The organism is Pseudovibrio axinellae (assembly GCF_900110875.1).
GTDB lineage: Bacteria > Pseudomonadota > Alphaproteobacteria > Rhizobiales > Stappiaceae > Pseudovibrio > Pseudovibrio axinellae.
Genome location: NZ_FOFM01000023.1, coordinates 1 through 23,020, shown reverse-complemented (window position 1 = coordinate 23,020; position 23,020 = coordinate 1). Strand labels below are relative to the sequence as shown.

General features: G+C 52.0%; 20 protein-coding genes and 1 pseudogene. 18 read left to right on the top strand and 3 right to left on the bottom strand.

The genetic code is table 11. The annotated features are described in order from the left end of the window. The coding region (locus BMZ51_RS24400; RefSeq protein WP_208979627.1) for a hypothetical protein at positions 1-223 on the bottom strand (223 nt) is incomplete at its 3' end. Between BMZ51_RS24400 and BMZ51_RS22120 the strand changes: the two are divergent. The 17 genes and pseudogenes from BMZ51_RS22120 to hypE all read left to right on the top strand — a co-directional run bounded on the left by BMZ51_RS22120 (position 215) and on the right by hypE (position 19,943). Further along, positions 215-3,102 (top strand): annotated as a pseudogene (locus BMZ51_RS22120) (Tn3 family transposase). The gene BMZ51_RS24400 and the pseudogene BMZ51_RS22120 sit on opposite strands and share 9 nt — an antisense overlap. 130 nt (positions 3,103-3,232) lie before the next feature. Continuing rightward, positions 3,233-3,799: a recombinase family protein gene (locus tag BMZ51_RS22115; RefSeq protein ID WP_068008687.1), complete on the top strand. Its 567-nt coding sequence runs from the start codon at positions 3,233-3,235 to the stop codon at positions 3,797-3,799. Positions 3,800-4,554: 755 nt separating this feature from the next. Next, positions 4,555-5,025, top strand: a complete 471-nt coding sequence (locus BMZ51_RS22110) for a formate dehydrogenase subunit gamma (protein ID WP_068008684.1) — start codon at positions 4,555-4,557, stop codon at positions 5,023-5,025. Then, positions 5,025-6,578, top strand: a complete 1,554-nt coding sequence (locus BMZ51_RS22105) for a formate dehydrogenase beta subunit (RefSeq protein WP_068008695.1) — start codon at positions 5,025-5,027, stop codon at positions 6,576-6,578. Before BMZ51_RS22110 ends, BMZ51_RS22105 begins: the two co-directional genes overlap by 1 nt. A gap of 4 nt (positions 6,579-6,582) precedes the next feature. Then, positions 6,583-9,453, top strand: a complete 2,871-nt coding sequence (gene fdhF, locus BMZ51_RS22100) for a formate dehydrogenase subunit alpha (RefSeq protein WP_068008678.1) — start codon at positions 6,583-6,585, stop codon at positions 9,451-9,453. A 96-nt stretch (positions 9,454-9,549) separates the two neighbouring features. Further along, the gene (locus tag BMZ51_RS22095) at positions 9,550-9,777 is read left to right on the top strand and encodes a formate dehydrogenase subunit delta (protein ID WP_068008674.1); all 228 of its coding nucleotides are present in this window, start codon (positions 9,550-9,552) and stop codon (positions 9,775-9,777) included. Between the two features lie 234 nt (positions 9,778-10,011). Then, entirely contained in the window at positions 10,012-11,136 is a 1,125-nt protein-coding gene (locus BMZ51_RS22090; RefSeq protein ID WP_068008692.1) for a 4Fe-4S dicluster domain-containing protein, read from the top strand. Between the two features lie 12 nt (positions 11,137-11,148). Next, positions 11,149-11,634 (top strand): Crp/Fnr family transcriptional regulator, encoded by a 486-nt coding sequence (locus BMZ51_RS22085; protein WP_068008671.1) that lies wholly within the window; start codon positions 11,149-11,151, stop codon positions 11,632-11,634. Next, complete coding sequence (locus BMZ51_RS22080; RefSeq protein ID WP_068008668.1) at positions 11,624-12,469, top strand: FAD/NAD(P)-binding protein; 846 nt, start codon at positions 11,624-11,626, stop codon at positions 12,467-12,469. The genes BMZ51_RS22085 and BMZ51_RS22080 overlap by 11 nt, the downstream gene beginning before the upstream one ends. Further along, complete coding sequence (locus tag BMZ51_RS22075; RefSeq protein WP_068008665.1) at positions 12,469-13,251, top strand: NADH-quinone oxidoreductase subunit B family protein; 783 nt, start codon at positions 12,469-12,471, stop codon at positions 13,249-13,251. The genes BMZ51_RS22080 and BMZ51_RS22075 overlap by 1 nt, the downstream gene beginning before the upstream one ends. Next, on the top strand, positions 13,248-14,558 hold the full coding sequence (locus BMZ51_RS22070) for a Ni/Fe hydrogenase subunit alpha (RefSeq protein WP_244271407.1): 1,311 nt from the start codon (positions 13,248-13,250) through the stop codon (positions 14,556-14,558). Before BMZ51_RS22075 ends, BMZ51_RS22070 begins: the two co-directional genes overlap by 4 nt. Next, complete coding sequence (locus tag BMZ51_RS22065) at positions 14,555-15,049, top strand: hydrogenase maturation protease (protein ID WP_068008662.1); 495 nt, start codon at positions 14,555-14,557, stop codon at positions 15,047-15,049. The genes BMZ51_RS22070 and BMZ51_RS22065 overlap by 4 nt, the downstream gene beginning before the upstream one ends. Further along, on the top strand, positions 15,024-15,287 hold the full coding sequence (locus BMZ51_RS22060) for a hydrogenase maturation nickel metallochaperone HypA (RefSeq protein ID WP_068008657.1): 264 nt from the start codon (positions 15,024-15,026) through the stop codon (positions 15,285-15,287). The genes BMZ51_RS22065 and BMZ51_RS22060 overlap by 26 nt, the downstream gene beginning before the upstream one ends. A gap of 4 nt (positions 15,288-15,291) precedes the next feature. Beyond that, complete coding sequence (hypF, locus tag BMZ51_RS22055; protein WP_068008654.1) at positions 15,292-17,568, top strand: carbamoyltransferase HypF; 2,277 nt, start codon at positions 15,292-15,294, stop codon at positions 17,566-17,568. Positions 17,569-17,581: 13 nt separating this feature from the next. Then, on the top strand, positions 17,582-17,806 hold the full coding sequence (locus BMZ51_RS22050) for a HypC/HybG/HupF family hydrogenase formation chaperone (protein WP_068008650.1): 225 nt from the start codon (positions 17,582-17,584) through the stop codon (positions 17,804-17,806). Next, positions 17,803-18,897, top strand: coding sequence for a hydrogenase formation protein HypD (gene hypD / locus BMZ51_RS22045; protein WP_068008645.1), 1,095 nt, complete (start codon positions 17,803-17,805; stop codon positions 18,895-18,897). The genes BMZ51_RS22050 and hypD overlap by 4 nt, the downstream gene beginning before the upstream one ends. Next, entirely contained in the window at positions 18,894-19,943 is a 1,050-nt protein-coding gene (hypE, locus tag BMZ51_RS22040) for a hydrogenase expression/formation protein HypE (protein WP_068008641.1), read from the top strand. Before hypD ends, hypE begins: the two co-directional genes overlap by 4 nt. Positions 19,944-20,125: 182 nt before the next feature. Here the strand turns inward: hypE and BMZ51_RS22035 are convergent, their stop codons facing one another. Both BMZ51_RS22035 and BMZ51_RS22030 read right to left on the bottom strand, forming a co-directional pair. Next, positions 20,126-20,740, bottom strand: a complete 615-nt coding sequence (locus tag BMZ51_RS22035; protein WP_175485056.1) for an amino acid permease — start codon at positions 20,738-20,740, stop codon at positions 20,126-20,128. Positions 20,741-20,841: 101 nt separating this feature from the next. Beyond that, positions 20,842-22,644: a sulfatase-like hydrolase/transferase gene (locus BMZ51_RS22030; protein ID WP_068008637.1), complete on the bottom strand. Its 1,803-nt coding sequence runs from the start codon at positions 22,642-22,644 to the stop codon at positions 20,842-20,844. 269 nt (positions 22,645-22,913) lie between these two features. Between BMZ51_RS22030 and BMZ51_RS22025 the strand changes: the two genes are divergently transcribed. Then, positions 22,914-23,020 (top strand): transposase (locus BMZ51_RS22025; RefSeq protein ID WP_139201442.1); only part of this gene is annotated, 107 nt, incomplete at its 3' end.

Below are 23,020 nucleotides of genomic sequence, written 5' to 3'. Positions count from 1 at the left end.
AACCCCTTTGCTGGTCCTTTGCTGCAGCACTTTGTTCAAACCGCTCTAAGAGGTCTTTGATCTGCTGGCTCCAGCGCACCAGTTGTGTGATTGGCCCAACTGGCCCGAAGCTACAAAAGTGGCCAAAATCAAAATATTTGTGAATGAGGTGCTTTGCGGTGGAATCATAAACCCGTAGCCATTTGCTTTCATGCAATAATTTGAGGTTGGGTTGATGGATCATATAGCTGCACGCGACTGGAGCCTGTCCTTCCAGGACCTAGAGTTTCTGTCATCATTGTCTCGGTCGGTTTGTCTTGAAGCAGCCTTCCAGATTTGCAGCGTTCGAAACGCAGGCAGATTTATCGAGGATTGGACTGGTCTCGATGAAGAGACGGTTGAATATGTTGCTTCCCAACTCGATATGCAGCCTGTTCATCCCCACCGGTCATATTCAGATCGGACTGCCCGCCGCTATCGATTGGAGATAGCAAGGTATCTTGGTCTAACCCCAACTCAGGCAGGTCATCGCGCTGAACTTGAAGTTTGGTTGCGTGATGTACTTTGCCCGAATGGTGGGACTATGGGCGATATGCTTGAGCAAAGTTTCTATTGGTTTCAGGAACGGCGTTTACTTCCTCCCGCCGAGGGGATTTTAACTCGCTTTATTCGCACTGCGCGAAAGACGTTTACTGATGATATACTCAAGAACATCACAAATTCATTGACTGACGAGACAGTGACGGCATTAGAGACCTGCCTTGCTAATCCACGTGGTGATCATGGATTTCAGCGTTTGAAAGATGATGTTGGAGCAGCAACATTGGACAACGTATTAGATGGGGCAGAACGGCTCGCTTTTATTCAGAAACTTACTTTGCCGTTAGTCTCGATTTCAAGCATTGATCTATCATGGATCAAAGTGCTGACCCGCCGTGTCGAGGGTGAAACCGCCTCTGAGATGCGACGGCATAGCCGGGATAAGCGACTGGGTTTGTTGGCCATCTATCTAATTTCACGTAGATCGCAACTGATTGATGGGCTCGTGGATCTATTGATTGAAGTAGTGCATCGCATCGGCACAAAGTCTCGCCGCAAGGTGATCGGTAAGATTGCGACAGACATTGAGAAAGTGCACGGTAAGGAGCGATTATTGGTAGATATCGCAACGGCTGCGATGCTGGCCCCCAATGGCCGTGTCGCAGAAGTGATTTTCCCTGTCGCAGGTGCGGTCAAGCTGAAGGCTATCATTGATGAACACCGTGCTAAGGGTACGCTGGATGCGCGAATTCAGATAGTAATGCGTGGCTCATACGCTAGCCATTACCGCCGGATGTTACCATCCCTGTTATCTGTTCTAAATTTTCGTTCAAACAACGAGACTTGGCGACCGATACTGGATGGGCTTTCCTTGATAGTGCTTATGTCGGAAGGAGGGCGGCGGTATGCTCCGGCATCGCTCGTACCGGAAGGCTCAATTCCGCGCAAATGGCGTGACACTGTCATCGATGGCAGAGGACGCGTGAATGTCATTTCTTATGAGCTTTGTGTGCTGACGCAGTTACGGGAACGCATTCGGGCAAAGGAAGTCTGGATTGAGGGTGCTGATCGCTTCCGTAACCCAGATGATGATCTGCCAAAGGACTTTCCCGAAAAGCGTGATGATTACTATGCAGGGCTTAAGCTTACGCAAGATGCGCATGCCTTTTCCCGATCTGTTCGTGAACAGTTGGAGCAGGAATTACATCATTTGAATGCAACCTTGCCCGGTAACGACAAGGTGCATTTGCGTTGGTCAGGCGAAAACCGGATTTGTATCACGCCTTTTATCCCTTTGCCGGAACCCAAGGGCTTGATCGGTCTCAAATCCGAGATTGGACGACGCTGGCCAATGACCGGTCTGCTTGATACACTGAAAGAAAGAGCGCTGAACACTGGCTTCCTTGATGGTTTCGAGACTTCGGCCAGTCGGGAAGCGCTACTGAAAAATGAGCGAGGTCAGCGCCTGCTTCTTTGCTTGTATGGATTAGGCACAAATGCTGGTTTGAAACGCGTGGCGGCTGGTACACCCGAGATCAGCTATGATGAATTGCTTCACGTACGCCGCCGTTACATTGATCCAGCAGCCCTTCGCGCCGCCACCAGTCGTGTTGCGGATGCGACATTGGCCATTCGCAACCCTGCGATCTGGGGAGAGGCTGGAACAGCCTGTGCGGCAGATTCCACGAAGTTTGGGGCCTGGGATCGCAACCTGATGACCGAGTGGCATGCGCGCTATGGTGGCGCGGCGTGATGATTTACTGGCATGTCGAACGGCAGGCAACCTGTGTTTATTCTCAACTAAAACGTTGCTCATCATCAGAAGTAGCCGCCATGATCGAAGGGGTGCTACGCCACTGCACTGACATGGATATCCAGCGCCAATATGTCGACAGCCATGGTCAGAGCGCTATCGGGTTTGCTTTTTGTCACTTACTTGGTTTTGAACTGGCCCCCCGATTGAAAGCCATAGCGCGACAGAAGCTGGCATTGCCGAGCTCCGAAATGAAGGGGCAGTTGCCAAATCTGTTGCCAATCTTATCTGGCACCATCGACTGGGCCGAAATCGAACAGCAGTATGACGAGATGGTCAAATACGCCGCTGCCATGCAACATGGCACGGCAGGGCCGGAAGCTATTTTGCGCAGATTTTCACGTGCTGATGTCATGCATCCAACCTACAAAGCGTTGGCAGAGCTAGGCCGCGCCATCAAAACAATATTCCTGTGCCGATATCTACGTTCAGAAGCCTTCCGCCGAGAAATAAATGAAGGTTTAAATGTGGTGGAGAACTGGAACAGTGCCAACGGGTTTGTATTTTTTGGCAAAGGTGGTGAGATCTCCAGCAACCGAATAACGGACCAAGAAATCTCTGCTCATGCTCTACACTTACTTCAGGCATCGATGGTCTATGTGAACACGCGCATGGTGCAATCGGTATTATCAGAACCGAATTGGAGAAATCGTTTGTCTGAACGCGACTATCGTGGGCTCTCCCCGCTGATCTATTCGCACATCAATCCTTATGGCAGGTTCGATATTGATTTGGAGAAACGGATCAACTTTGAAGCCATCGCTGCATAGGACCAACCTAACATTTGAGTACACATATAAGTAGCAATTTCGTGTGACGCGTATTATTGTAACAATAAGGTGGTAAGTTGCTTATTGTTACGCTATTATGTCGCAAGCCACCCTAATGTGACAAATTGCTATGCCCCGTATTGGATATGCCCGTGTCAGCTCCTCAAGTCAGGACCTGGACATTCAGATGGCCAAGCTCACCGAAGCTGGATGTCAAGTGATCCGTTCAGAAGTCGTATCTGGCGCACCCCGTGATGATCGCTCTGAGCTTGCAACTGTTTTGGAGTTTTTGCGTGATGGTGATGAGCTTGTTGTTCATCGTCTGGATCGCCTCGGACGTTCTACACGAGATGTGCTCAATCTCGTTCACGAACTTGATGCTAGGGGCGCGTCCCTCAGGGTGCTTGAGCCCGAAGTGACGACAGCAGGTGATATGGGCCGTATGGTGATCACTGTTTTGGGCATGGTGGCTGATATGGAGCTCAAATTCATCCGCGACCGGCAGCGGACGGGGATCGAGGCGGCAAAGGAAAAAGGGGTCTACAAGGGCAGGCAAAAATCCGTCGATGATGATGAGGTTCGCCGGATGGCCGGTGAGGGTATTTCCAAAGCCCAGATAGCCCGAGATCTCGGAGTGTCCCGAATGACCGTGTACAGAGCCCTTGCAGCCGAAAAATCAAAGAGCAACAGCGGCTAAAGCCCGTCTCAAGGTGCTGTGATGCAAAATCCGCAGTCAACTTCAGTGTTGGCGTCGTCACATTAACCTGAGGATGAACGCGAAAGCCCGCGGTAGAGCTATCTCAGGCCGGAGTTCGCGTAACACTTTTTCTCAGTGACAAATGCGAGGCTTCCGTCCGCTTGTTGAGGCTCATATGGGAGCGGTGCACAACCGTGGGCATGACCTAGCGTTTTACTGCCGCGTAGAGGCCAAGTTTATCGGTGATCACACCCTCATCCGGATACGAGACGTCTTCGTGGTTGGGCACCGTGCGGCATAACCAATGACCGCAGGCTGAGAAAAAACAGGGATAGAGCCAAACGACGCGGGCAATAATGTGTGGTGGAAAGTGGCGGCGCTTGCCGTGGATCAGGGATGAAGGCACCCGCCACTGCGACCCGAACAATCTGGTTCGAAAGTTTGCGTAACATCACCTTCCCCAAGATGGGCCTCGGTCATCAAGCCGTTCTCAAGCTGCCGCTTTGCACTCATCAATGTATTTGGAGCCACCCGTGCCCATTCCCGTGTCATGCAATACTCAAAGTCAAGATGCTGACGAGCCCAAAACCGGGTTGAACTCGACTAAAAGGCGGAGCTAATTCAAAGGATTAGTCTCAGGATTTCTTTATTTCAGAGGTGATAGAAGCGCGTAATTGTGAATGAGCTTGTGCAACAGAGTAAAGGTGCCATTTTGCGGCATTTTTTCGTTTCGGCGTGCAAGTACGGAGGACTTCATGGCCTTGCAATCGCAGGACATAGAAAAAGAAACAACCGCGATCGTTGACAGGCACGAACATAGGGAGGGGTCGCTTCTGCCCATTCTGCTCGATGTGCAGATGCAGTTTGGTTATATTCCTGAGGTCGCCTTAAGACACATAGCTGAACGCTTGAATATAACCCGCGCAGATGTTCACGGCACCGTCAGTTTTTATCACGACTTCCGCAGTCAGCCAGGTGGCCGCCATGTTTTGAAGGTTTGCCGTGCTGAAGCCTGCCAGTCTATGGGCGGCGAGAAATTAGCCGAAGACGTTCAAACTGCTCTTGGTATCAACTGGGATGAAACCACAAGCGACGGGAAGGTCACACTGCTACCGGTGTTTTGCCTTGGACTGTGCTCATGTGCGCCAGCTGCGATGCTGGATGGTAAGCTCCATGGCCGCCTGGATAAAGCGAACATTCTTGCGCTTATTGAGGAGATGAAATGATGACAGTCATTTATATTCCTCGCGATTCTGCCGCTTTGGCGGTTGGAGCTGAAGAGGTGGCAAATGCGTTTCATACACAGCTGAGCAAACGTAATTTAGAAGCACACATTATACGCAATGGGTCACGCGGGATGCATTGGCTTGAGCCGTTGATTGAGATTGAAACCGACCAAGGGCGTATCGCTTATGGTCCGGTTCAAGCCTCTGACGTTTCTGCCTTGTTGGATGGCGGCTTTCTGGAGGGTGCGGACCATCCGCTTTGCCACGGTTTGGTTGAGGAAATGCCTTTCTTAAAACGCCAAACGCGTTTGACCTTCTTGCGCTGTGGTGTCGCTGATCCGTTGTCGATCGCCCATTACAAAATGCATCGCGGCTTCTTAGGGTTGGAACGTGCACTACAGATGACACCCGCCGAGATCATTCAGGAAGTAACAGACAGTGGCCTGCGTGGACGCGGAGGCGCCGGGTTTCCGACCGGTATCAAATGGAACACGGCGCGCAATGCTAAAGGGGATCAAAAATACATCGTCTGTAATGCTGATGAGGGCGACAGCGGCACATTCTCCGACCGGATGATCATGGAGGGCGACCCCTTTGTTTTGATTGAAGGCATGACGATTGCAGGCATCGCAACCGGCGCGACCAAGGGCTTCATTTATACCCGCTCAGAATACCCTCATTCGGTGGCGGCCTTGCGCAGTGCGGTTAAGCTTGCAGAAGAAGCGGGTATACTTGGGCCAAGCGTGCTGGGGTCTTCCCATGCGTTTGATATGGAAGTTCGTGTTGGTGCAGGCTCTTATGTGTGCGGTGAAGAAACGTCCTTGTTGAACAGCATTGAGGGTAAGAGGGGGGTTGTGCGCACAAAACCGCCTTTCCCCGCCATTGAGGGTTTGTTCGGTTGCCCCACAGTGGTCAACAACGTGATCTCACTGGCATCGATTCCGATTATTCTGGATCGTGGAGCAAAGCACTATTTCCACTACGGGGTTGGAAACTCTCACGGGACCATTCCGATCCAACTGGCCGGAAATATTCGCCATAGCGGCCTTTTTGAAACAGCGTTCGGCCTTACGCTGAATGAGCTGGTCTTTGAGATTGGCGGTGGCACCTTGAGTGGCCGTCCTGTTAAGGCGGCCATGGTTGGCGGGCCTCTTGGAGCCTACTTTCCTCCTTCGATGTTTGACACGGTCTTTGACTATGAATCGTTCACTCAGCGCAATGGAATAGTGGGTCATGCCGGGATCGTTGTGTTCGATGATACTGTCGATATGCTCAAACAAGCGCGCTTTGCGATGGAGTTTTGCGCCATTGAGAGCTGCGGTAAGTGTACGCCATGCCGGATCGGCTCTGTCCGCGGAGTTGAGGTGATTGATAAGATTGCTCGTGGTGAACGCCCTGAGGAGCACTTCGAATTATTGGCTGATCTTTGCAACACGATGGATAAGGGGTCGTTATGCGCGCTGGGAGGATTTACCTCATATCCGGTGATGAGCTCTTTGACCTATTTCCCGCAAGATTTTGAGGTACACGAACGTAAGAGCCAGCCGGAGTGAACACATGCCCCTTATTAAAGAGATTGATTACGGTACACGTAAAATAAACTCAAAAAAGATGGTCACTCTGAAAATTGACGGTTTTGATGTGTGTGTACCTGAAGGCACTTCGGTGATGCGCGCCGCCATGGAAGCTGGCATTCAGATCCCCAAACTGTGCTCAACCGATACGGTGGATGCCTTTGGTTCCTGCAGGCTGTGTCTTGTCGAGATTGAGGGGAAGAAGGGCACGCCAGCCTCTTGTACCACTCATGTTGAAGAGGGAATGCAGGTTCATACGCAGTCGGATCAATTGAAAGGGCTTCGCCGTGGTGTGATGGAGCTTTACATTTCTGACCACCCACTGGATTGTCTGACCTGTGCGGCCAACGGGGATTGTGAACTGCAAGACATGGCTGGAGCTGTTGGCTTGCGGGACGTGCGTTATGGTTATGATGGCACCAACCACGTAAACCAACGCGGCGCGTCGGACGAGCTGAATGCTCGATGGGCACCCAAGGATGAGAGCAACCCCTATTTCACGTATGACCCTTCCAAATGCATAGTATGCTCACTGTGTGTGCGCGCTTGTGAAGAAGTGCAAGGAACGTTTGCGCTGACGATTGAAGGGCGTGGTTTTGACTCGCGCGTCGCCGCCAGCATGAGCGAGGATTTCTTCGAATCTGAGTGCGTTTCGTGTGGGGCCTGTGTGGAGGTTTGCCCAACTGCAACGCTTCAAGAAAAGTCTGTGATCGAAATTGGAACTCCGGAGCATTCGGTTGTAACGACCTGCGCCTATTGCGGTGTCGGCTGTGCCTTTAAGGCTGAGATGCGTGGTGCGGAGTTGGTGCGTATGGTGCCGTATAAAGATGGCAAAGCCAACCACGGGCATTCGTGTGTTAAAGGCCGGTTTTCCTACGGTTATGCCGCGCATAAAGATCGTATTTTAAACCCGATGGTGCGTGAAAATGTTGAAGATCCGTGGCGTGAAGTGTCATGGGATGAAGCGTTGAGCTTTGCGGCCAATCGCTTGCAGGGTCTTCAAAAAACTTACGGCAAAGAGTCTATTGGCGTGATCACATCGTCACGGTGTACGAACGAAGAGACATACCTTGTTCAAAAGCTCGCACGAGCCGTCTTTCACAATAACAACACTGATACGTGCGCGCGTGTTTGTCATTCACCGACCGGCTATGGGCTTCGCGAGACCTTAGGAACCTCAGCGGGCACGCAGGATTTTGACAGTATTGAGCACGCTGATGTGGTGCTGGTCATCGGGGCCAACCCAACCGATGCCCATCCGGTCTTTGCTTCCTTCTTAAAAAGGCGAATGCGGGAGGGCGCAAAAATGATTGTCGTCGATCCGCGCCGCATTGATCTTGTAAAATCTCCCTACGTGGAAGCCACGCATCACCTTGCCTTGCGTCCGGGCACAAATGTTGCCGTTGTGACGGCAATGGCGCATGTGATCGTGAGCGAAGGTTTGTTTGACGAAACCTATATCCGGGAGCGTTGTGATTGGGATGAGTTTCAAGATTATGTTGAGTTCGTTTCAGACCCTAAACAAAGTCCTGAGGCTGTTGAAGCACTGACGGGCGTACTAGCAGAACAGCTGCGCAGTGCTGCAAGGCTTTATGCTTGCGGCGGTAATGCTGCTATTTACTATGGTCTTGGTGTAACCGAGCACAGTCAGGGATCCACCGCTGTGATCGGACTTGCTAATCTGGCCATGCTTACTGGAAATATAGGTAAGCAAGGTGTGGGGGTTAACCCGCTACGCGGTCAGAACAACGTGCAAGGGGCTTGTGATATGGGCTCGTTCCCTCACCAGCTTCCAGGATATCGACACGTGAAGTTTGCTGAGGTGCGCGAACCCTATGAGAAGTTGTGGGGTGTTGCCATATCTGATGAACCGGGTTTGCGTATTCCCAACATGCTGGATGCAGCGGTAGAGGGAAGCTTCAAGGGGATTTACATTCAAGGCGAAGATATTCTGCAGTCTGACCCGGATACCAAGCATGTTGCCGCCGGGCTTGCTGGTATGGAATGCGTCATCGTGCATGATCTGTTTTTGAATGAGACAGCAAACTATGCGCATGTCTTCTTGCCAGGTTCCACATTCCTTGAAAAAGACGGCACTTTCACAAATGCGGAGCGGCGCATCAGTCCCGTGCGCAAGGTCATGATGCCTCGAAGCGGATATGCTGATTGGGAAGTGACACAGTTGCTGGCAAACGTCATGGGAGCTGATTGGAACTACACACACCCATCTCAGATCATGGCGGAAATTGCCGCCACCACTCCAAGCTTTGCCAATGTGACCTATGAGCTCATTGATAAGCTGGGGTCTGTGCAATGGCCTTGTACGGATGCGGCGCCGGAAGGTACTCCAGTTTTGCATGTGGATGGGATTGTTCGCGGAAAAGGTCGTTTTATCCGTACTGACTATGTCGCTACAGATGAAAAAAGCGGCCCACGCTTCCCGCTCTTACTCACCACAGGACGCATTTTGACCCAGTATAACGTTGGTGCTCAAACACGACGCACCGACAATGTGGCGTGGCATGAAGAAGATGTGCTTGAGATCCACCCCCATGATGCAGAATTGCGCGGGATAAAGGATGGTGATTGGGTCAAGCTTGCGAGCCGATCTGGTGAAACAAGTTTACGTGCGGATGTAACAGACCGAGTATCTACCGGTGTCGTCTACACAACATTCCACCACCCGGACACCCATACAAACGTTGTGACCACCGAATACTCAGACTGGGCGACAAACTGTCCTGAATATAAAGTGACCGCTGTTCAGGTTTCTTTGTCCAATGGCCCAACAAAATGGCAGGAACACTACCAAAAGCAGTCGGCACGCTCGCGCCGAATTGAAGCGGCCGAATAAAAGCGCCTCTGTGATTTCTAGGAGCGTTGGCCTCGCCTCGCTCCTGCAGCGAACGGACTTGCAACTGTATAAAACGAGAGGGAGGAGAGCCAGGTCATGTCTGCAGAAAAGCTCACCTACATGGCGAACCAGATTGCCAATTTCTTCAAGAACAAACCGCATGAAGAAGCTGTTGCTGGCATTGCTAATCACATTAATGACTTTTGGGAACCACGGATGCGGTTGCAGCTCTTTGAAATTATAAAACAGGGTGGTGAGGGTCTCAGCCCGCTTGTTGTCGCAGCAGAACCAGCCATCCGTAAGCCTGCGAAGACGTCGTCGTGAAGCTGTTCATATGGTCACAAACAATCCGCTCAAACAGGAGGACGTGCCAGCTTATCGCCAGTTCATGGCCCACTCAGGATGAATCTGTATAAACGAAGGGCGTAATCCGCCCCGATGTGACGTTTGCAACACAGCCGCCAGATTTGACCTGAAGAAATGCCAGATAGGTTTCATCAGATTGCTAAGCTAGGGTGCTTTTTGCAGCCCTTTATCGCAGAAGAGGCAGGCTCAACCATGACAAAGCCGAACAATGCGTTCGTGATCCAGCGTGAGGACTTGCACATCCTGTTTGATGTCTTGATCGAGCGCGGTTACACGCCCGTGGGGCCGACCGTGCGCGAGGCGGTTATCGTTTATGACGAGCTTAGTGGTCTGGAGGATTTACCCGAAGGTTGGGCGGAGGAACAGGACGCCGGCACCTACTCATTAAAACGGCGCGGCGACAACGCCCTGTTTGGCTTCAACAACGGCCCCCACTCTTGGAAAAACTATCTGTTTCCCTCTCGGGTTAAACTTTGGGAAGGCGATAAAACAGAGGATGGCGGGTTTACTGTGAAGAGCGCAGTAGACACCCAAAAGAAGTTTGCATTTATCGGAGTACGCGCCTGCGACCTGCACGCCATTCAGGTTCAGGATAAAGTATTTCTGGATGGTGAGTATCGCGACCCGATTTATTCCAAGCGCCGGGAAGAAGCACTTGTTATTGCTGTCAATTGTGGTCAGGCAGCAAAGACCTGTTTCTGCACTTCCATGAATACCGGCCCACGCGTGAGTGATGGGTATGATCTTGCGCTGACGGAAATACTGGACAACGACCAGCATTACTTCCTTGCCGAGCCCGGCAGCACCTCTGGGTTTTCCCTACTGGCAGAAATTCCTCATTCTGAAGCGAGCCAGGAAGCTATCGCGGCTGCTCGTGGCTGCACCAAACAAGCGCAAGAGCAAATGGGCCGCAAAATTGATATCTCCGATGTCAAGGAAATGCTCTATCGCAACTATGACAATGACCGGTGGGACGAGCTTGAAAAGCGCTGCCTTTCTTGCGGTAACTGCACAATGGCGTGTCCGACGTGTTTTTGCTCAAAGGTCGAGGACGTCACAGACCTGACGGGGAATCACGCCGAACGCTGGCGAGAGTGGGAATCCTGTTTCACGATGGATTTTTCCTACATCCACGGTGGGAGCGTACGCCCGACGACGCGCTCGAGATACAGACAGTGGCTCGTTCATAAACTTGCTGCCTGGCTGGACCAGTTTGGCACTTCAGGGTGCGTTGGTTGCGGACGGTGCATCACGTGGTGTCCCGTTGGCATTGACCTAACTGAAGAAGTCCGCTTGCTCCGCAACAGTGAAAACTGAAGGAAGTCACTTATGGTCGACATCAAGAACATTCATAGGCTGTTGGGAGAGAACCCGTTCTTTAATGGAATTTCGGAGGAGCATCTTGAGTTGATATCCGGATGCGGCAGGCTTGCACACTTTAAAGCTGGCGAGTTTCTCTTGCGCGAAGGCGAGGTGGCCGACACATTTCATCTGGTGCGCACAGGGAAAATCTCCATTGAAAGCAATAGCCCGGCACGGGGCCCACTTTCTATTTCCGGTGTTCTTTCTGGCGGGATCATCGGGTTCGACTGGTTATTTCCTCCCCATCGCCACAGCTTCGATTCTCTTGCGATAACGAGTGTCTCGACAGTGGCGCTGGATGGTGAATGTTTGCGCGGAAAAGCCGAAGCAGACCACGAGCTTGGGTATCAGCTCATGAAGCGATTTTCTCAGGTTATGCATGATCGTTTGCAGGCGACACAGCTGCAGCTGCTGGACATTTATTCGACCGGAAGGGAAACCGATGCATCGTAGCGCTGACAGGGATGCGCCGATGCTCCCTCAACCCTTCCGCGTTATGGATACCCGCGAGGAAATTTCCGGCTGTATGACGCTGCGTGTTGTTCCGGTCAATAATGCTGGCAACACTGTCTATGAACCCGGACAGTTTTATATGGTCTATTTCTTTGGTCGCGGTGAGGTCCCGATTTCAGTAAGTGGTGATCCTCGCAAAACAGGGGAACTGACCTTCACGATTATGGATGTTGGCTCCGTGACGCACGCCATCTATTCCATTAAGGCCGGTGATACCATCGGCCTGCGTGGCCCGTTCGGGAGCGCATGGCCGATTGGCCCCCTCAAAGGCCGCGATGTGATCGTCGTTGCCGGGGGGCTGGGCCTAGCCCCGTTGCGCCCTGCACTTTACCACATGCTGAACAATCGCAATGATTACGGCGAGCTGTTGCTTGCCTATGGCGCACGCAAACCAGAGACGATCCTTTTTGAAGAGGAATTGAACAGCTGGCGCGAAAAGGCTCCGATTGATGTTGATGTGAATGTCAATGCTGCCGGTAGAGATTGGCTCGGCAAGGTCGGGGTGGTGACAGATCTGCTTAAGGATCGCAGCATCGATCCGGTGAACACATCAGCGGTTATGTGCGGCCCGGAGATTATGATGCGCTTTTCGGCCTACGCTCTACTCAATATGGGCGTTGCGGCCGACAAGATTTATTTATCGATGGAACGCAATATGAAATGCGCCATTCGATTGTGTGGTCGGTGCCAATATGGTCCATTCTTCATCTGTCACGACGGTCCGGTGTTTTCGTTCGACCGCATCGAACACCTGTTAAAGATACGGGAAGTGTGATGACTGAAAAACCCAAGCTAGCAGTATGGAAATTTGCATCTTGCGATGGATGCCAGCTTAGTCTTCTAGACTGTGAGGATGAACTGCTGGCCGTGGCGGACCGTATTACAATTGCCAATTTTATGGAAGCCAGCAGCAATGTTATCGACGGGCCCTATGATTTATCTCTTGTAGAGGGCTCCATCACCACCCCACATGATCGCGAGCGTATTCGAGATGTGCGGCGGCAATCAAAGTTCCTTATTACGATAGGGGCTTGTGCCACTGCAGGCGGCATACAGGCCCTGCGTAACTTTACTGACACCAGGGAGCTGCTAAGCGTTGTCTACGCAAGCCCGGAATATATCAGCACTTTGAATACATCGACGCCAATTTCCGAGCATGTGAAGATTGATTTTGAACTGCGTGGCTGCCCGATCAACAAGACCCAGCTTCTTGAAGTCATCAACGCGTTTTTAAATAAACGTAAACCGAATGTCTCGCCCCATAGCGTGTGCATCGAGTGCAAAAAACGCGGAACCGCGTGCATTATGGTGGCACATGGCACTGCCTGTATGGGGCCGGTGACACAAGCTGGATGCGGTGCAATCTGCCCCTCTTATAATCGCGGCTGCTATGGGTGTTATGGCCCTATGGAAGCGCCAAATACATCATCTTTGGTGAAGTGGATGCGAAATCTCGGTGTACCGGAAGATGAGTTATTGCGGATGTTCAAAACCTACAATGTAGGGGCTGAGAGCTTCCGGTGTGCCGTCGAACGCGTAGAGGGAGAAGACAAGTGAGCCATGCAAAAGGAGGTGATACGCGCACCATCAAGGTTGATTACCTTGCCCGTGTTGAAGGCGAGGGCGCGATGTATCTGGAGATACGGGACAATGCTGTTGTTGACGTCAAACTGAAGATCTTCGAGCCTCCACGATTTTTTGAGGGATTTTTGCGCGGGCGCGATTTCCGCGAAGCACCCGATATTACCAGCCGTATCTGCGGTATCTGCCCGGTCGCTTACCAAATGAGTGCGATTTACGCCATGGAGGATGCCTGCGGTATTAAGGTTGAAGGTGCACTGCGCGAATTGCGCAGGCTTTTTTACGCTGGTGAATGGATATCAAGCCACACACTCCACATTTACATGTTGCACGCACCGGATTTCCTCGGCTATCCAAGCGCCGTGGAGATGGCCAAAGATCACCCCGAGGCCGTCGAACGCGGGCTTTCCTTAAAAAAAATAGGCTGTGAGATCATGAGCCTGATGGGCGGGCGAGAGATCCACCCTGTCAACGCAAAGGTCGGTGGTTTCTTTCGCGTCCCTGCACGTAAAGAGCTCATGGAGCTGCGCGAAAAGCTCTTGCTTGCCCGCGACCTTGCTAGACAAACCGTTGAGTGGTCCGCGACCCTCGACTTCCCCGCATTCGAGCAGGACTACACGTTCGTGTCTTTGTACAACGGGGAAGAATACCCGATGATTGACGGACGGATCATATCCAACAAAGGCCTGGATATTGCGGTGAACGAATACGATCAGCACTTCGAAGAGCGCCATGTTGGATACAGCAACGCGCTTCAATGCGTGATGAAACCCAAGGGGAACTGCTATCACGTTGGCCCGATGGCGCGCTATGCGCTGAACTTTGCGCAGCTTCCCGCAGATATTCAAGAGACAGCCCGAGCAGCCGGTTTGGGCGCTGTGTGCAACAATCCATTTCAGAGCATCATTGTCCGCTCCGTGGAAGTGCTTTACGCGGTAAGTGAAGCCCTGCGCGTGATAGATAATTACAAATCCCCTAGCGTATCTTCAATCCCAGCTGTACCCAAAGCTACGACGGGTTATGGCGCAACAGAAGCGCCGCGCGGGTTGCTTTATCACCGATACACACTCGACAGTGACGGCATCATAGAAGATGCGAACATCGTGCCGCCGACTTCCCAGAACCAGAAAATGATCGAAGACGATTTACGACGTTTCGTGCCCGGCTGCATCGACAAACCGGACAGTGAAATCCAGTATCTCTCAGAACAAGCCGTACGTAATTATGATCCGTGCATCTCCTGTGCAACGCACTTTTTAAAGCTGGAGATCGACCGTAAATGACGAACACGAACACACTCATCATTGGTATTGGGAACCGCTATCGGAGCGATGATGCCTTCGGTTGCATTGTTGCAGCCGAATTGGCCGGTATAGCGAGTTCTGACGTGAGGTGCATTGAGCATGACGGTGAGCCCGCTACCTTGATGGAGTGCTGGGAAGGCGTGGACGAGGTCATTCTGGTCGACGCGGTCTCTTCAGGGGCGCAGGCAGGGAAAATCTTTCGCTTCAACCTTGCCCTTGAGAAACTGCCGGAAGAGTTCAACTTGTATTCCACCCACGCATTCGGTGTTCCGCAGGCTGTTGAACTGGCCCGAGCACTGCACAAACTACCAGCCAATATATCGTTTATTGGTGTCGAGGGAGAGTGTTTCAACGCCGGGGTTTCCCTGTCAAAAACCCTATTGAAACGAAAACATGAAGTGGTTGCCGAGATTCTATGTGAACTTCGAAAAAAGGGAGACGTACATGCACGAGTTATCTCTGATGGCTGATCTCATGCGAAAGATCAAGGACCTTGCCAAGGACGCGAACTCCGACAAAATTGTCGGTGTTAGTGTTAAACTGGGGGCGTTGTCCCATATTACGCCTGAGCATTTTCGCGAGCATTTTGAAAGTGCTTCCATTGGCACCTGCGCTGAGGGCGCTGAGTTAAAAATGGAAGAATGCACCGATCATAACGACCCGAACGCTCAGGATATTTTATTGAAGAGTGTCGAGGTTGTGAGTTAGCCCCATGGCATCCAAACCTTCCCCTCATGTTCAAAATGATACAGCTAAGCGCGAAGGTTTTTTGGTTGAAGGTGCGGTGCAGGGCGTTGGCTTTCGCCCGTTCGTGTACCGTCTTTCACAGGAACTTAATCTTACAGGTTTTGTTCAAAACACGCCCAAAGGGGTGACCATCGAAATTGAAGGTGTCCCGTCTGCCCTTGAGAGTTTTAAAGAAGCGCTGATGAAATGCGGTCCGCCGCAAGCAAGAATTATGCGAATACGCAGCGCACCCATTGCCGCAATGGGCTGTCATGAGTTTGTGATTTGTTCCAGCGGAGATGAAGAGGAACACTCCGCAATTATCGTTCCAGACCTTGGCGTTTGCGATGATTGTAGGTCCGAGATGTTCGATCGCTCCGACCGCCGCTACCGCTACCCTTTCACCAATTGCACTAACTGTGGCCCACGCTACTCCATCATCAAGGAGCTGCCCTATGACCGCGTGAATACAACAATGGCAGACTTTGTTATGTGCGACACCTGCCGCGCTGAGTATGAGGATCCAAACGACCGCCGTTATCATGCGCAGCCAGTGGCCTGCCCCAATTGCGGACCACAACTGGAATTGCGCAATGTGAAGGGCGATGGATTTGCAAAGGGCGATCATGCGTTGCGTGAAGCGGCCCAAGCGGTTCGTGAGGGGAAAATACTGGCTGTTAAAGGGCTTGGTGGCTTTCACCTCGTCTGTGCAGCCCATAAAAAGCACGCTGTTGCTGAGTTGCGCCGGCGAAAACAGCGGCCCGCTAAACCATTTGCGCTCATGTATCCGTCCATGCGGGACGTGGAGCGGGATTGCACTGTGACGCGAGCGGAGAAAGATCTTCTGGTGTCCTCTGCGATGCCGATTGTTCTTTTGCGCAAAAACAAAGCATCCGCTGTGGTGAGTGAGGTGGCGCCAGACAACCCTTATCTTGGTGTTATGCTGCCCTATACGCCCTTGCATGACTTGTTGTTGGCCGAATTGGACTTTCCTATTGTCGCAACCAGTGGCAATCGCGCAAACGAGCCCATCTGTATTGATGAGGACGAGGTTACCGGCACCTTGGAAGGCATTGCGGACCTGTTTTTGGTTCATAACCGGCGCATCTTAAACCGGTGTGACGATTCCATTGCCCGTGTTGGTGCCGGCGGTGAAACAACGCTTTTGCGCCGTGCACGAGGTCATGCCCCCATGCCGATCATTTTAGAGGCTCAATTGCCAGCCCCGACCCTTGCGACAGGCGGACACTTGAAAAACACCGTGGCATTGGGCCTGGGGGACCGTGTTTTCCTATCGCCACACATTGGTGACCTGGGTACGCTTGGTGGCTGGAACGCACACCAGCACGCCATAGATTTTTTTTGCCGCCTTTATAAAGTCAATCCTGAAGCTATCGTTCACGACCTGCACCCTGATTATCATTCAACACGGCTTGCCCAAATGTCTGGCAGTCGGACGCACAGCGTTCAGCACCATCACGCGCACGCCCTTTCATGCATGGCAGAAAATCAGCTCCAACCGCCTTGTCTGGCTGTCACATGGGACGGGGCGGGATATGGCGGTGATGGCACTTTATGGGGGGGAGAGTTTTTAAAAATAGAAGCTGCCGGTTTCAGCAGGGCAGCTCACTTCCTGCAGTTTCCGCTGCCGGGCGGGGACGCAGCAGCATTAGACCCTAAACGTGCAGCTCTTGGTATGCTTTACGCCCTAGAAGGAGAGGATGCATTCAAGCGGGATATCGGCCTTGGAAGAGAAGACACGGATTTGATCGGATCGGCCCTGAAAAAAGCAATAAACTGCCCATTAACGAGCAGTGTGGGTCGCCTTTTTGATGCTGTGTCGTTTCTCACTGGTTCGTGTTTACACAATACGTTTGAGGGACAGGCGGCAATGACGCTGGAGTTTATAGCGGACCCTCGCGTCACGGATGCCTACAGTTTTGACATAGCGGAGGGTGTGATCGATTGGCGCCCGATGTTGAGAGCAATACTTGACGAGTGTGAGCGCGGAGTGTCGCCCTCTGTAATTTCCGCTAGGTTTCATCGCACACTGGCGCAGATTATCTTGGAGGCTGCACAACGCAGCTGCGAAGATATTGTGTTGCTGACCGGTGGCTGTTTCCAAAATGCACTCTTGTTGGAACTTGCACTAAACGCGCTGAAACAGGCGGGGTTCAAGCCCCATACGCACCGACTGGTGCCAGCAAATGATGGGGGGCTGGCTTTGGGGCAAATTATGGCGATGACCCAAGAAACTAGCTGAGGAGGAGAAGCTCATGTGCCTTGCCGTACCCGGGGAAATAATCAGCATCTCAGGTGAGGATGCGCTGACGCGCACCGGTCAAGTTCGCTATGGCGGATCGGTACGCGAAGCCTGCTTGGCTTTTGTGCCGGAGGCCGCGGTCGGGGACTACATTCTTGTTCATGCCGGTGTTGCAATTAGTGTGCTGCAAGAAGACGCTGCGCAGCGAACCTTTCGTGCACTCGAGGATCTGAAATGAAGTATATCGACGAGTATCGTGACCCGCAAAGCACCCGCAAATACGCAGAGGCAATTGCGCAGCTTGTGACGCGTCCATGGACGATTATGGAAGTTTGTGGTGGGCAAACCCACTCTATCGTCCGCTTCGGTATTCAGGACTTGCTGCCTGACGAGATCGAGCTGGTGCATGGGCCAGGGTGTCCGGTGTGCGTAACGCCGGTTGACATGGTTGATAAGGCCATCGAGATAGCATCTTACAGCGATGTGATATTCTGTTCCTTCGGTGACATGATGCGTGTGCCTGGATCAAAATCCGATTTGACGCGTGTGCGTGCAAGGGGAGGGGATCTGCGTGCGGTTTATACGCCGCTAGATGCTGTTAAAATCGCGGCCGCTAACCCACAAAAGCAGGTTGTTTTCTTTGCTGTTGGATTTGAGACAACAGCCCCCGCCAATGCCATGGCGGTTTATCTTGCCAAAAAACAAGGCCTCAAGAATTTCTCCGTTCTTGTTTCCCATGTTCTCGTGCCGCCCGCCATGAAAGCTATTTTGTCCTCCCCCGATAACACGGTGCAAGGTTTTCTTGCCGCCGGTCATGTGTGCACGGTCATGGGAACCCATGCCTACACGTCGCTGGCCGATACCTACCATGTTCCCATTGTTGTCACTGGGTTTGAGCCCTTGGATATTTTACAAGGTATTTATATGTGTGTCCGGCAGCTTGAAGACGGCAGCGCAACAGTTGAAAACCAGTATGAACGCGCAGTGCAGGATGACGGCAACACACAAGCGCAGGATTTGATTGAAAAAGTCTTCCGCGTCATTCCTCGCAAATGGCGTGGTATAGGCACGATTCCTGAGAGCGGTTGGGCATTGAGCGATGAGTATAGCAGTTTCGATGCTCAGCAACGTTTCAAGCTTGCTGAGGCTGCGACTGAAGAGCATACCGAGTGTTTGAGTGGCAAAGTGTTGCAAGGGCTGAAAAAGCCCGCTGACTGCCCAGCCTTTGGCGTGACCTGTACTCCCGAAAATCCCCTGGGTGCCACGATGGTTTCTGGCGAAGGGGCCTGCGCTGCCTACTACCGCTACCGCAAGGAGCGCGTGGTATGAACCGTGCTGATAGTTTTGGTGGTAGTTGCCCGGTGCCCCTGGGCGATCAGCCATGCATTAAACTGGCGCACGGCGGTGGCGGGCGCTTGATGCAACAGCTCATCGAGGAAGTTTTTATTGCAGCATTCGACAACGCGGTATTACGCGGCGGTCATGATGGAGCAATACTTGATCTACAAAACGGGCGCACCGTGGTTACGACCGACAGCTTCGTCGTCAGGCCATTGTTCTTTCCAGGCGGTGATATAGGCACACTGGCGATCAATGGCACGGTCAACGATCTGGCCATGTGCGGTGCCAAACCGTTGTTCCTCACATCCTCTTTTATTCTTGAGGAAGGATTGGAGATTGAAACTTTGTGGCGTGTCGTACAGTCGATGCGTAAAGCAGCAGATGCTGCCGGGGTTTTAATCGTAACAGGCGATACCAAAGTCGTCGAACGCGGCCATGGCGACGGAATTTACATCAATACTACCGGTATCGGGTGTGTGGATCATAGTTTATTTGTTTCGCCACCCCGCATTGCTACAGGCGATACGATACTGGTCAGCGGTGATATCGGGCGTCATGGGATGGCCGTTATGGGAACACGCGAAGGGCTTGCCTTTACCACCCAGATTGAAAGCGATTGCGCGCCTTTGTGGTCGACGGTGGAGGCTCTGCTTGAGGCCGGTCTCGAGATTCACTGTTTACGAGACGCAACGCGCGGCGGGCTGTGCAGTGTATTGAACGAACTTGCGCAAGATGCCAGCCTCCAATTTGACGTGGTCGAGAATGATGTTCCCGTAATGCCGAACGTGCGAGGCGCCTGCGAAGTGCTGGGGCTAGACGTGTTGCAAGTCGCCTGTGAGGGGCGTTTTGTTGCCATCCTGCCCAAAAACGAGAGCGTGCTGGCACTGGAAATACTGAAAGCACAAAACGAGTTCGCAGCCATGATCGGTCATGTCTCGAGTGCGCAGGCTGGGCTCGTAACCCTTCAAACCCCAATTGGTAGCCAAAGGATACTTGATATGCCAGCAGGAGAACTCTTACCAAGGATCTGCTAGGGCACCGGCCGGCCAAGGCCTGATGGCTACACGGTCTGTGACTTGATTTTAAAGGTATATAACCTCGGTTAACCGGTAAATTTGAGTGCTGTACGCCTTATGGCTGCTTTTTTAGATTGCCCAAATACCCTTGTCACGCACGGTGGCTTCGGTTTCTCCACCCACGCTAGGGACTTCTGTCTTTAAAAGAAGTTCCTCAGGGTTGCTGAAACCGTGACAAGGCCAGCGATCGTCACGAAGATGTTGGACAGCGCCCCTTTGTATTTTGCCAAGGCTGGCACAGTTCTAATGGCGTACATCGGCAGCAGGAACAAGATGATCGCGATGAAAGGCGCAAACAAGTCGGCAATAGCGCTTATGATCGGCGGTTCTAAGCTTGCCGCGAGCCATATGGTCACGAAGAAGAAAACAACCAATAAAACCCTAACTTTTCTATCTCCAACAATGTTGACCAGCTCTGGAGAGGCGGCTTTCAAAAGCCCAACCAGCGCTTCATTTGAGCCGAGGTAAAAAGTCAAGAATGAAGAGTAAATCGCCGTGACGGCAATAATGGGACCAAGTGTACTGACCGCAGGTGCATTCAGCGTTTCCGCTAGGAAGCTCAGTATGGTGGTATTTTCGCTTCTTGCCAGTACCAGCTTGTTCGGGAGAGGATGCGAGAGCGCAGCCAAGACGAAAAACATCATCAATGCGAACAGCATTCTTGACGAAATCCTGAGTATCCGATCTGATATTTCCTCGGCTTTTTCTGCGTATGTTTGTAGTAAAACGAATGCCATTAGTAGCGCTGCTGGCACGTAAAAGAGCGCGAACACCATTACTGGGAGCGTGCTATAAACCTGATCCAGTCCACGTTTTGTGGGCATGCAGTTTTCGGGTGTGGCGTGAAAGAGTTTTGTCATCCATTACGCAGGCTTGCTGGAAAAAATCTGTCATCATTGGTCCCGACTTCCTTTGCGATCATGCGATTCAGCAGGGCGTTCATGCGCATAATAAGTTCGCTGTTCTTCTGCGGATCAGCGCCAAGATTTTCGAGTTCGTCGGGATCGTTTTCTAAATCGAACAATTCAATCTCGTTGTTTGCGAGCAGCTCGTCGAGCGTCTCGGGTGTGTTGAAATTATTCGGCGCAAAATAGCGGGAATATTTATAACGGCCATCAAAGACGAAGCTGAGGAAGCCACGGCGGGACATATCGGGCCGGGCTACGGAAAACGGCGGGGCGGGGCGGCCCTCGGCAATATCGCGGCAAACCCGCATCATATAGAGCGCATCGACAGTTTGAAGGCCGACATAATTAAACAGGGCAGCTTCACGGACGGCATCTACAGCTGCTGTTCCCGGCGAAGACAATAGGGATGAAAAGTCGTGCCCTGGCAAGTCAGAAATAGCTGCGCTGCGCTTAGTCTGGTCCGTATTCGTCATGCCGACCAAGGTGGGGATCAGATCGACGTGACTTGTGAGCGCGTGACAGTTACCGCCGCCTGGATGTTCGGGGTGAACGACCACAGCAGGAACATGGACCTCCTGCTCGTATGGTAGAGGACCCTTTCCGCGCAGTCCACCATGGGACCCGCCCAGTTCTCCGTGATCGGCCGTTCTCATGACAACGGTAGTCTCCCAAAGACTGAGCGCGCTGATTGCATCCAAAACGGATTGCAGATTGCGATCATTGTCACGAACGAGATTCAGATAGAAATTATAATAGGTGTTCCACATCTGTGTTGCGTGAGAGGGAATCTCTCCAACAAAGGCTGACCAACCGATCATGTAGGATAGATGAGCTCGTGGCCTGCCCGGAGAATTCATCGGCTCAAGTGCGCTTGGTGAGGGTGAGAATTTCCATTGCTTCGCGAAGTGTTCGTTTTCGGGAGATGGCAAGATTGTCATTCCGACTTGTGATACCTGCACTTTCTCGCCCGGTTGGTTGACCTCTGCGTACATAATGTCGTGCGGTGAAACGAAGCTGACAATGAGACACCAGGGCTTGCCCTGCCTGTTGATCTCTTGCGCGTTGGTTCTTAACCAGCGAATAGCCGCACCAGTGGTATAAGTGTCAGTGTTATAAGCTTGATCGGGTGTCCCAACCTTGTCGCCGTCTGGTGCAAAAGTGTCAAAACCGTATTCGCGCAGAGTATCGGTATAATTCACAGTGGACTTTGGCGCGATGATATCCTTGCGTAACTCGAATTTTCCGAAATAAGCGGTCTCATAGCCCAGATCCTTAAATATCGTACCCAGACTGGGCTTATCGGTTCGAAGGCTCGGCACGTATCCAAGTTCCATCTGATCAAATACGCCATTGACCTGCGGTGGTTGACCCGAGAACATTACCCCGCGCGAGGGTGTACACATCGCCGAACCGATGTAATGGTTGTGAAACGTCGTGCCTCGACGCTGGAGCTCCTCACGCGCCGGCGTTGAATAATCTTCCGCATCCCTCAAGTGATAGGCTTCTTCGTCTGAGATGAAAAGAATGACATTGTAAGGATGATCTGCTGGCGTCTCACGGCTTGCCGGTTGCGGGGTTGACTGTTCTTTGATGGGGGAGCTAACCGCTTGAGCATCTGCAGATGAAAGTCCAGCAAGCGATCCAAGGGCTGCCGCTCCAGTTCCAGCTTTTAACAAATTCCTTCTGCTCACACCTTTGCGCTGAGCTCTTTGTTTGGGTCGCTTTTCAGAAGATGGGTCATCTTTTTTCATTAGTCACCTTTGACGCGCTTCTGCAGATTGATGAAACGGTGTTTGCCTCAAGAATGCAAATCAGTGGTGTTGCGGCTGAAGCCTGCCGTCAGGATATCAAATACATAAATACATTCAGTTGAGGTTTTCCGATCTATCTCAATCCTAAACGTCTCGCTTGGGTGATCTTAACGATCTTAGGCTCTTATTCGGTAGTTGAATGGTCATGACCTGCTCCCCATAACTTCCTCCATTTTGTGATAGGATTCTACCTAACATTGAGGTGGGATATGAAGCGTTCTCGTTTTACGGAAGAGCAGATCATCAGCATGATCAAGGAACAGGAAAGTGGTGTTCCAACAGCAGAAGTTTGTCGCAGACATGGAATCAGCACAGC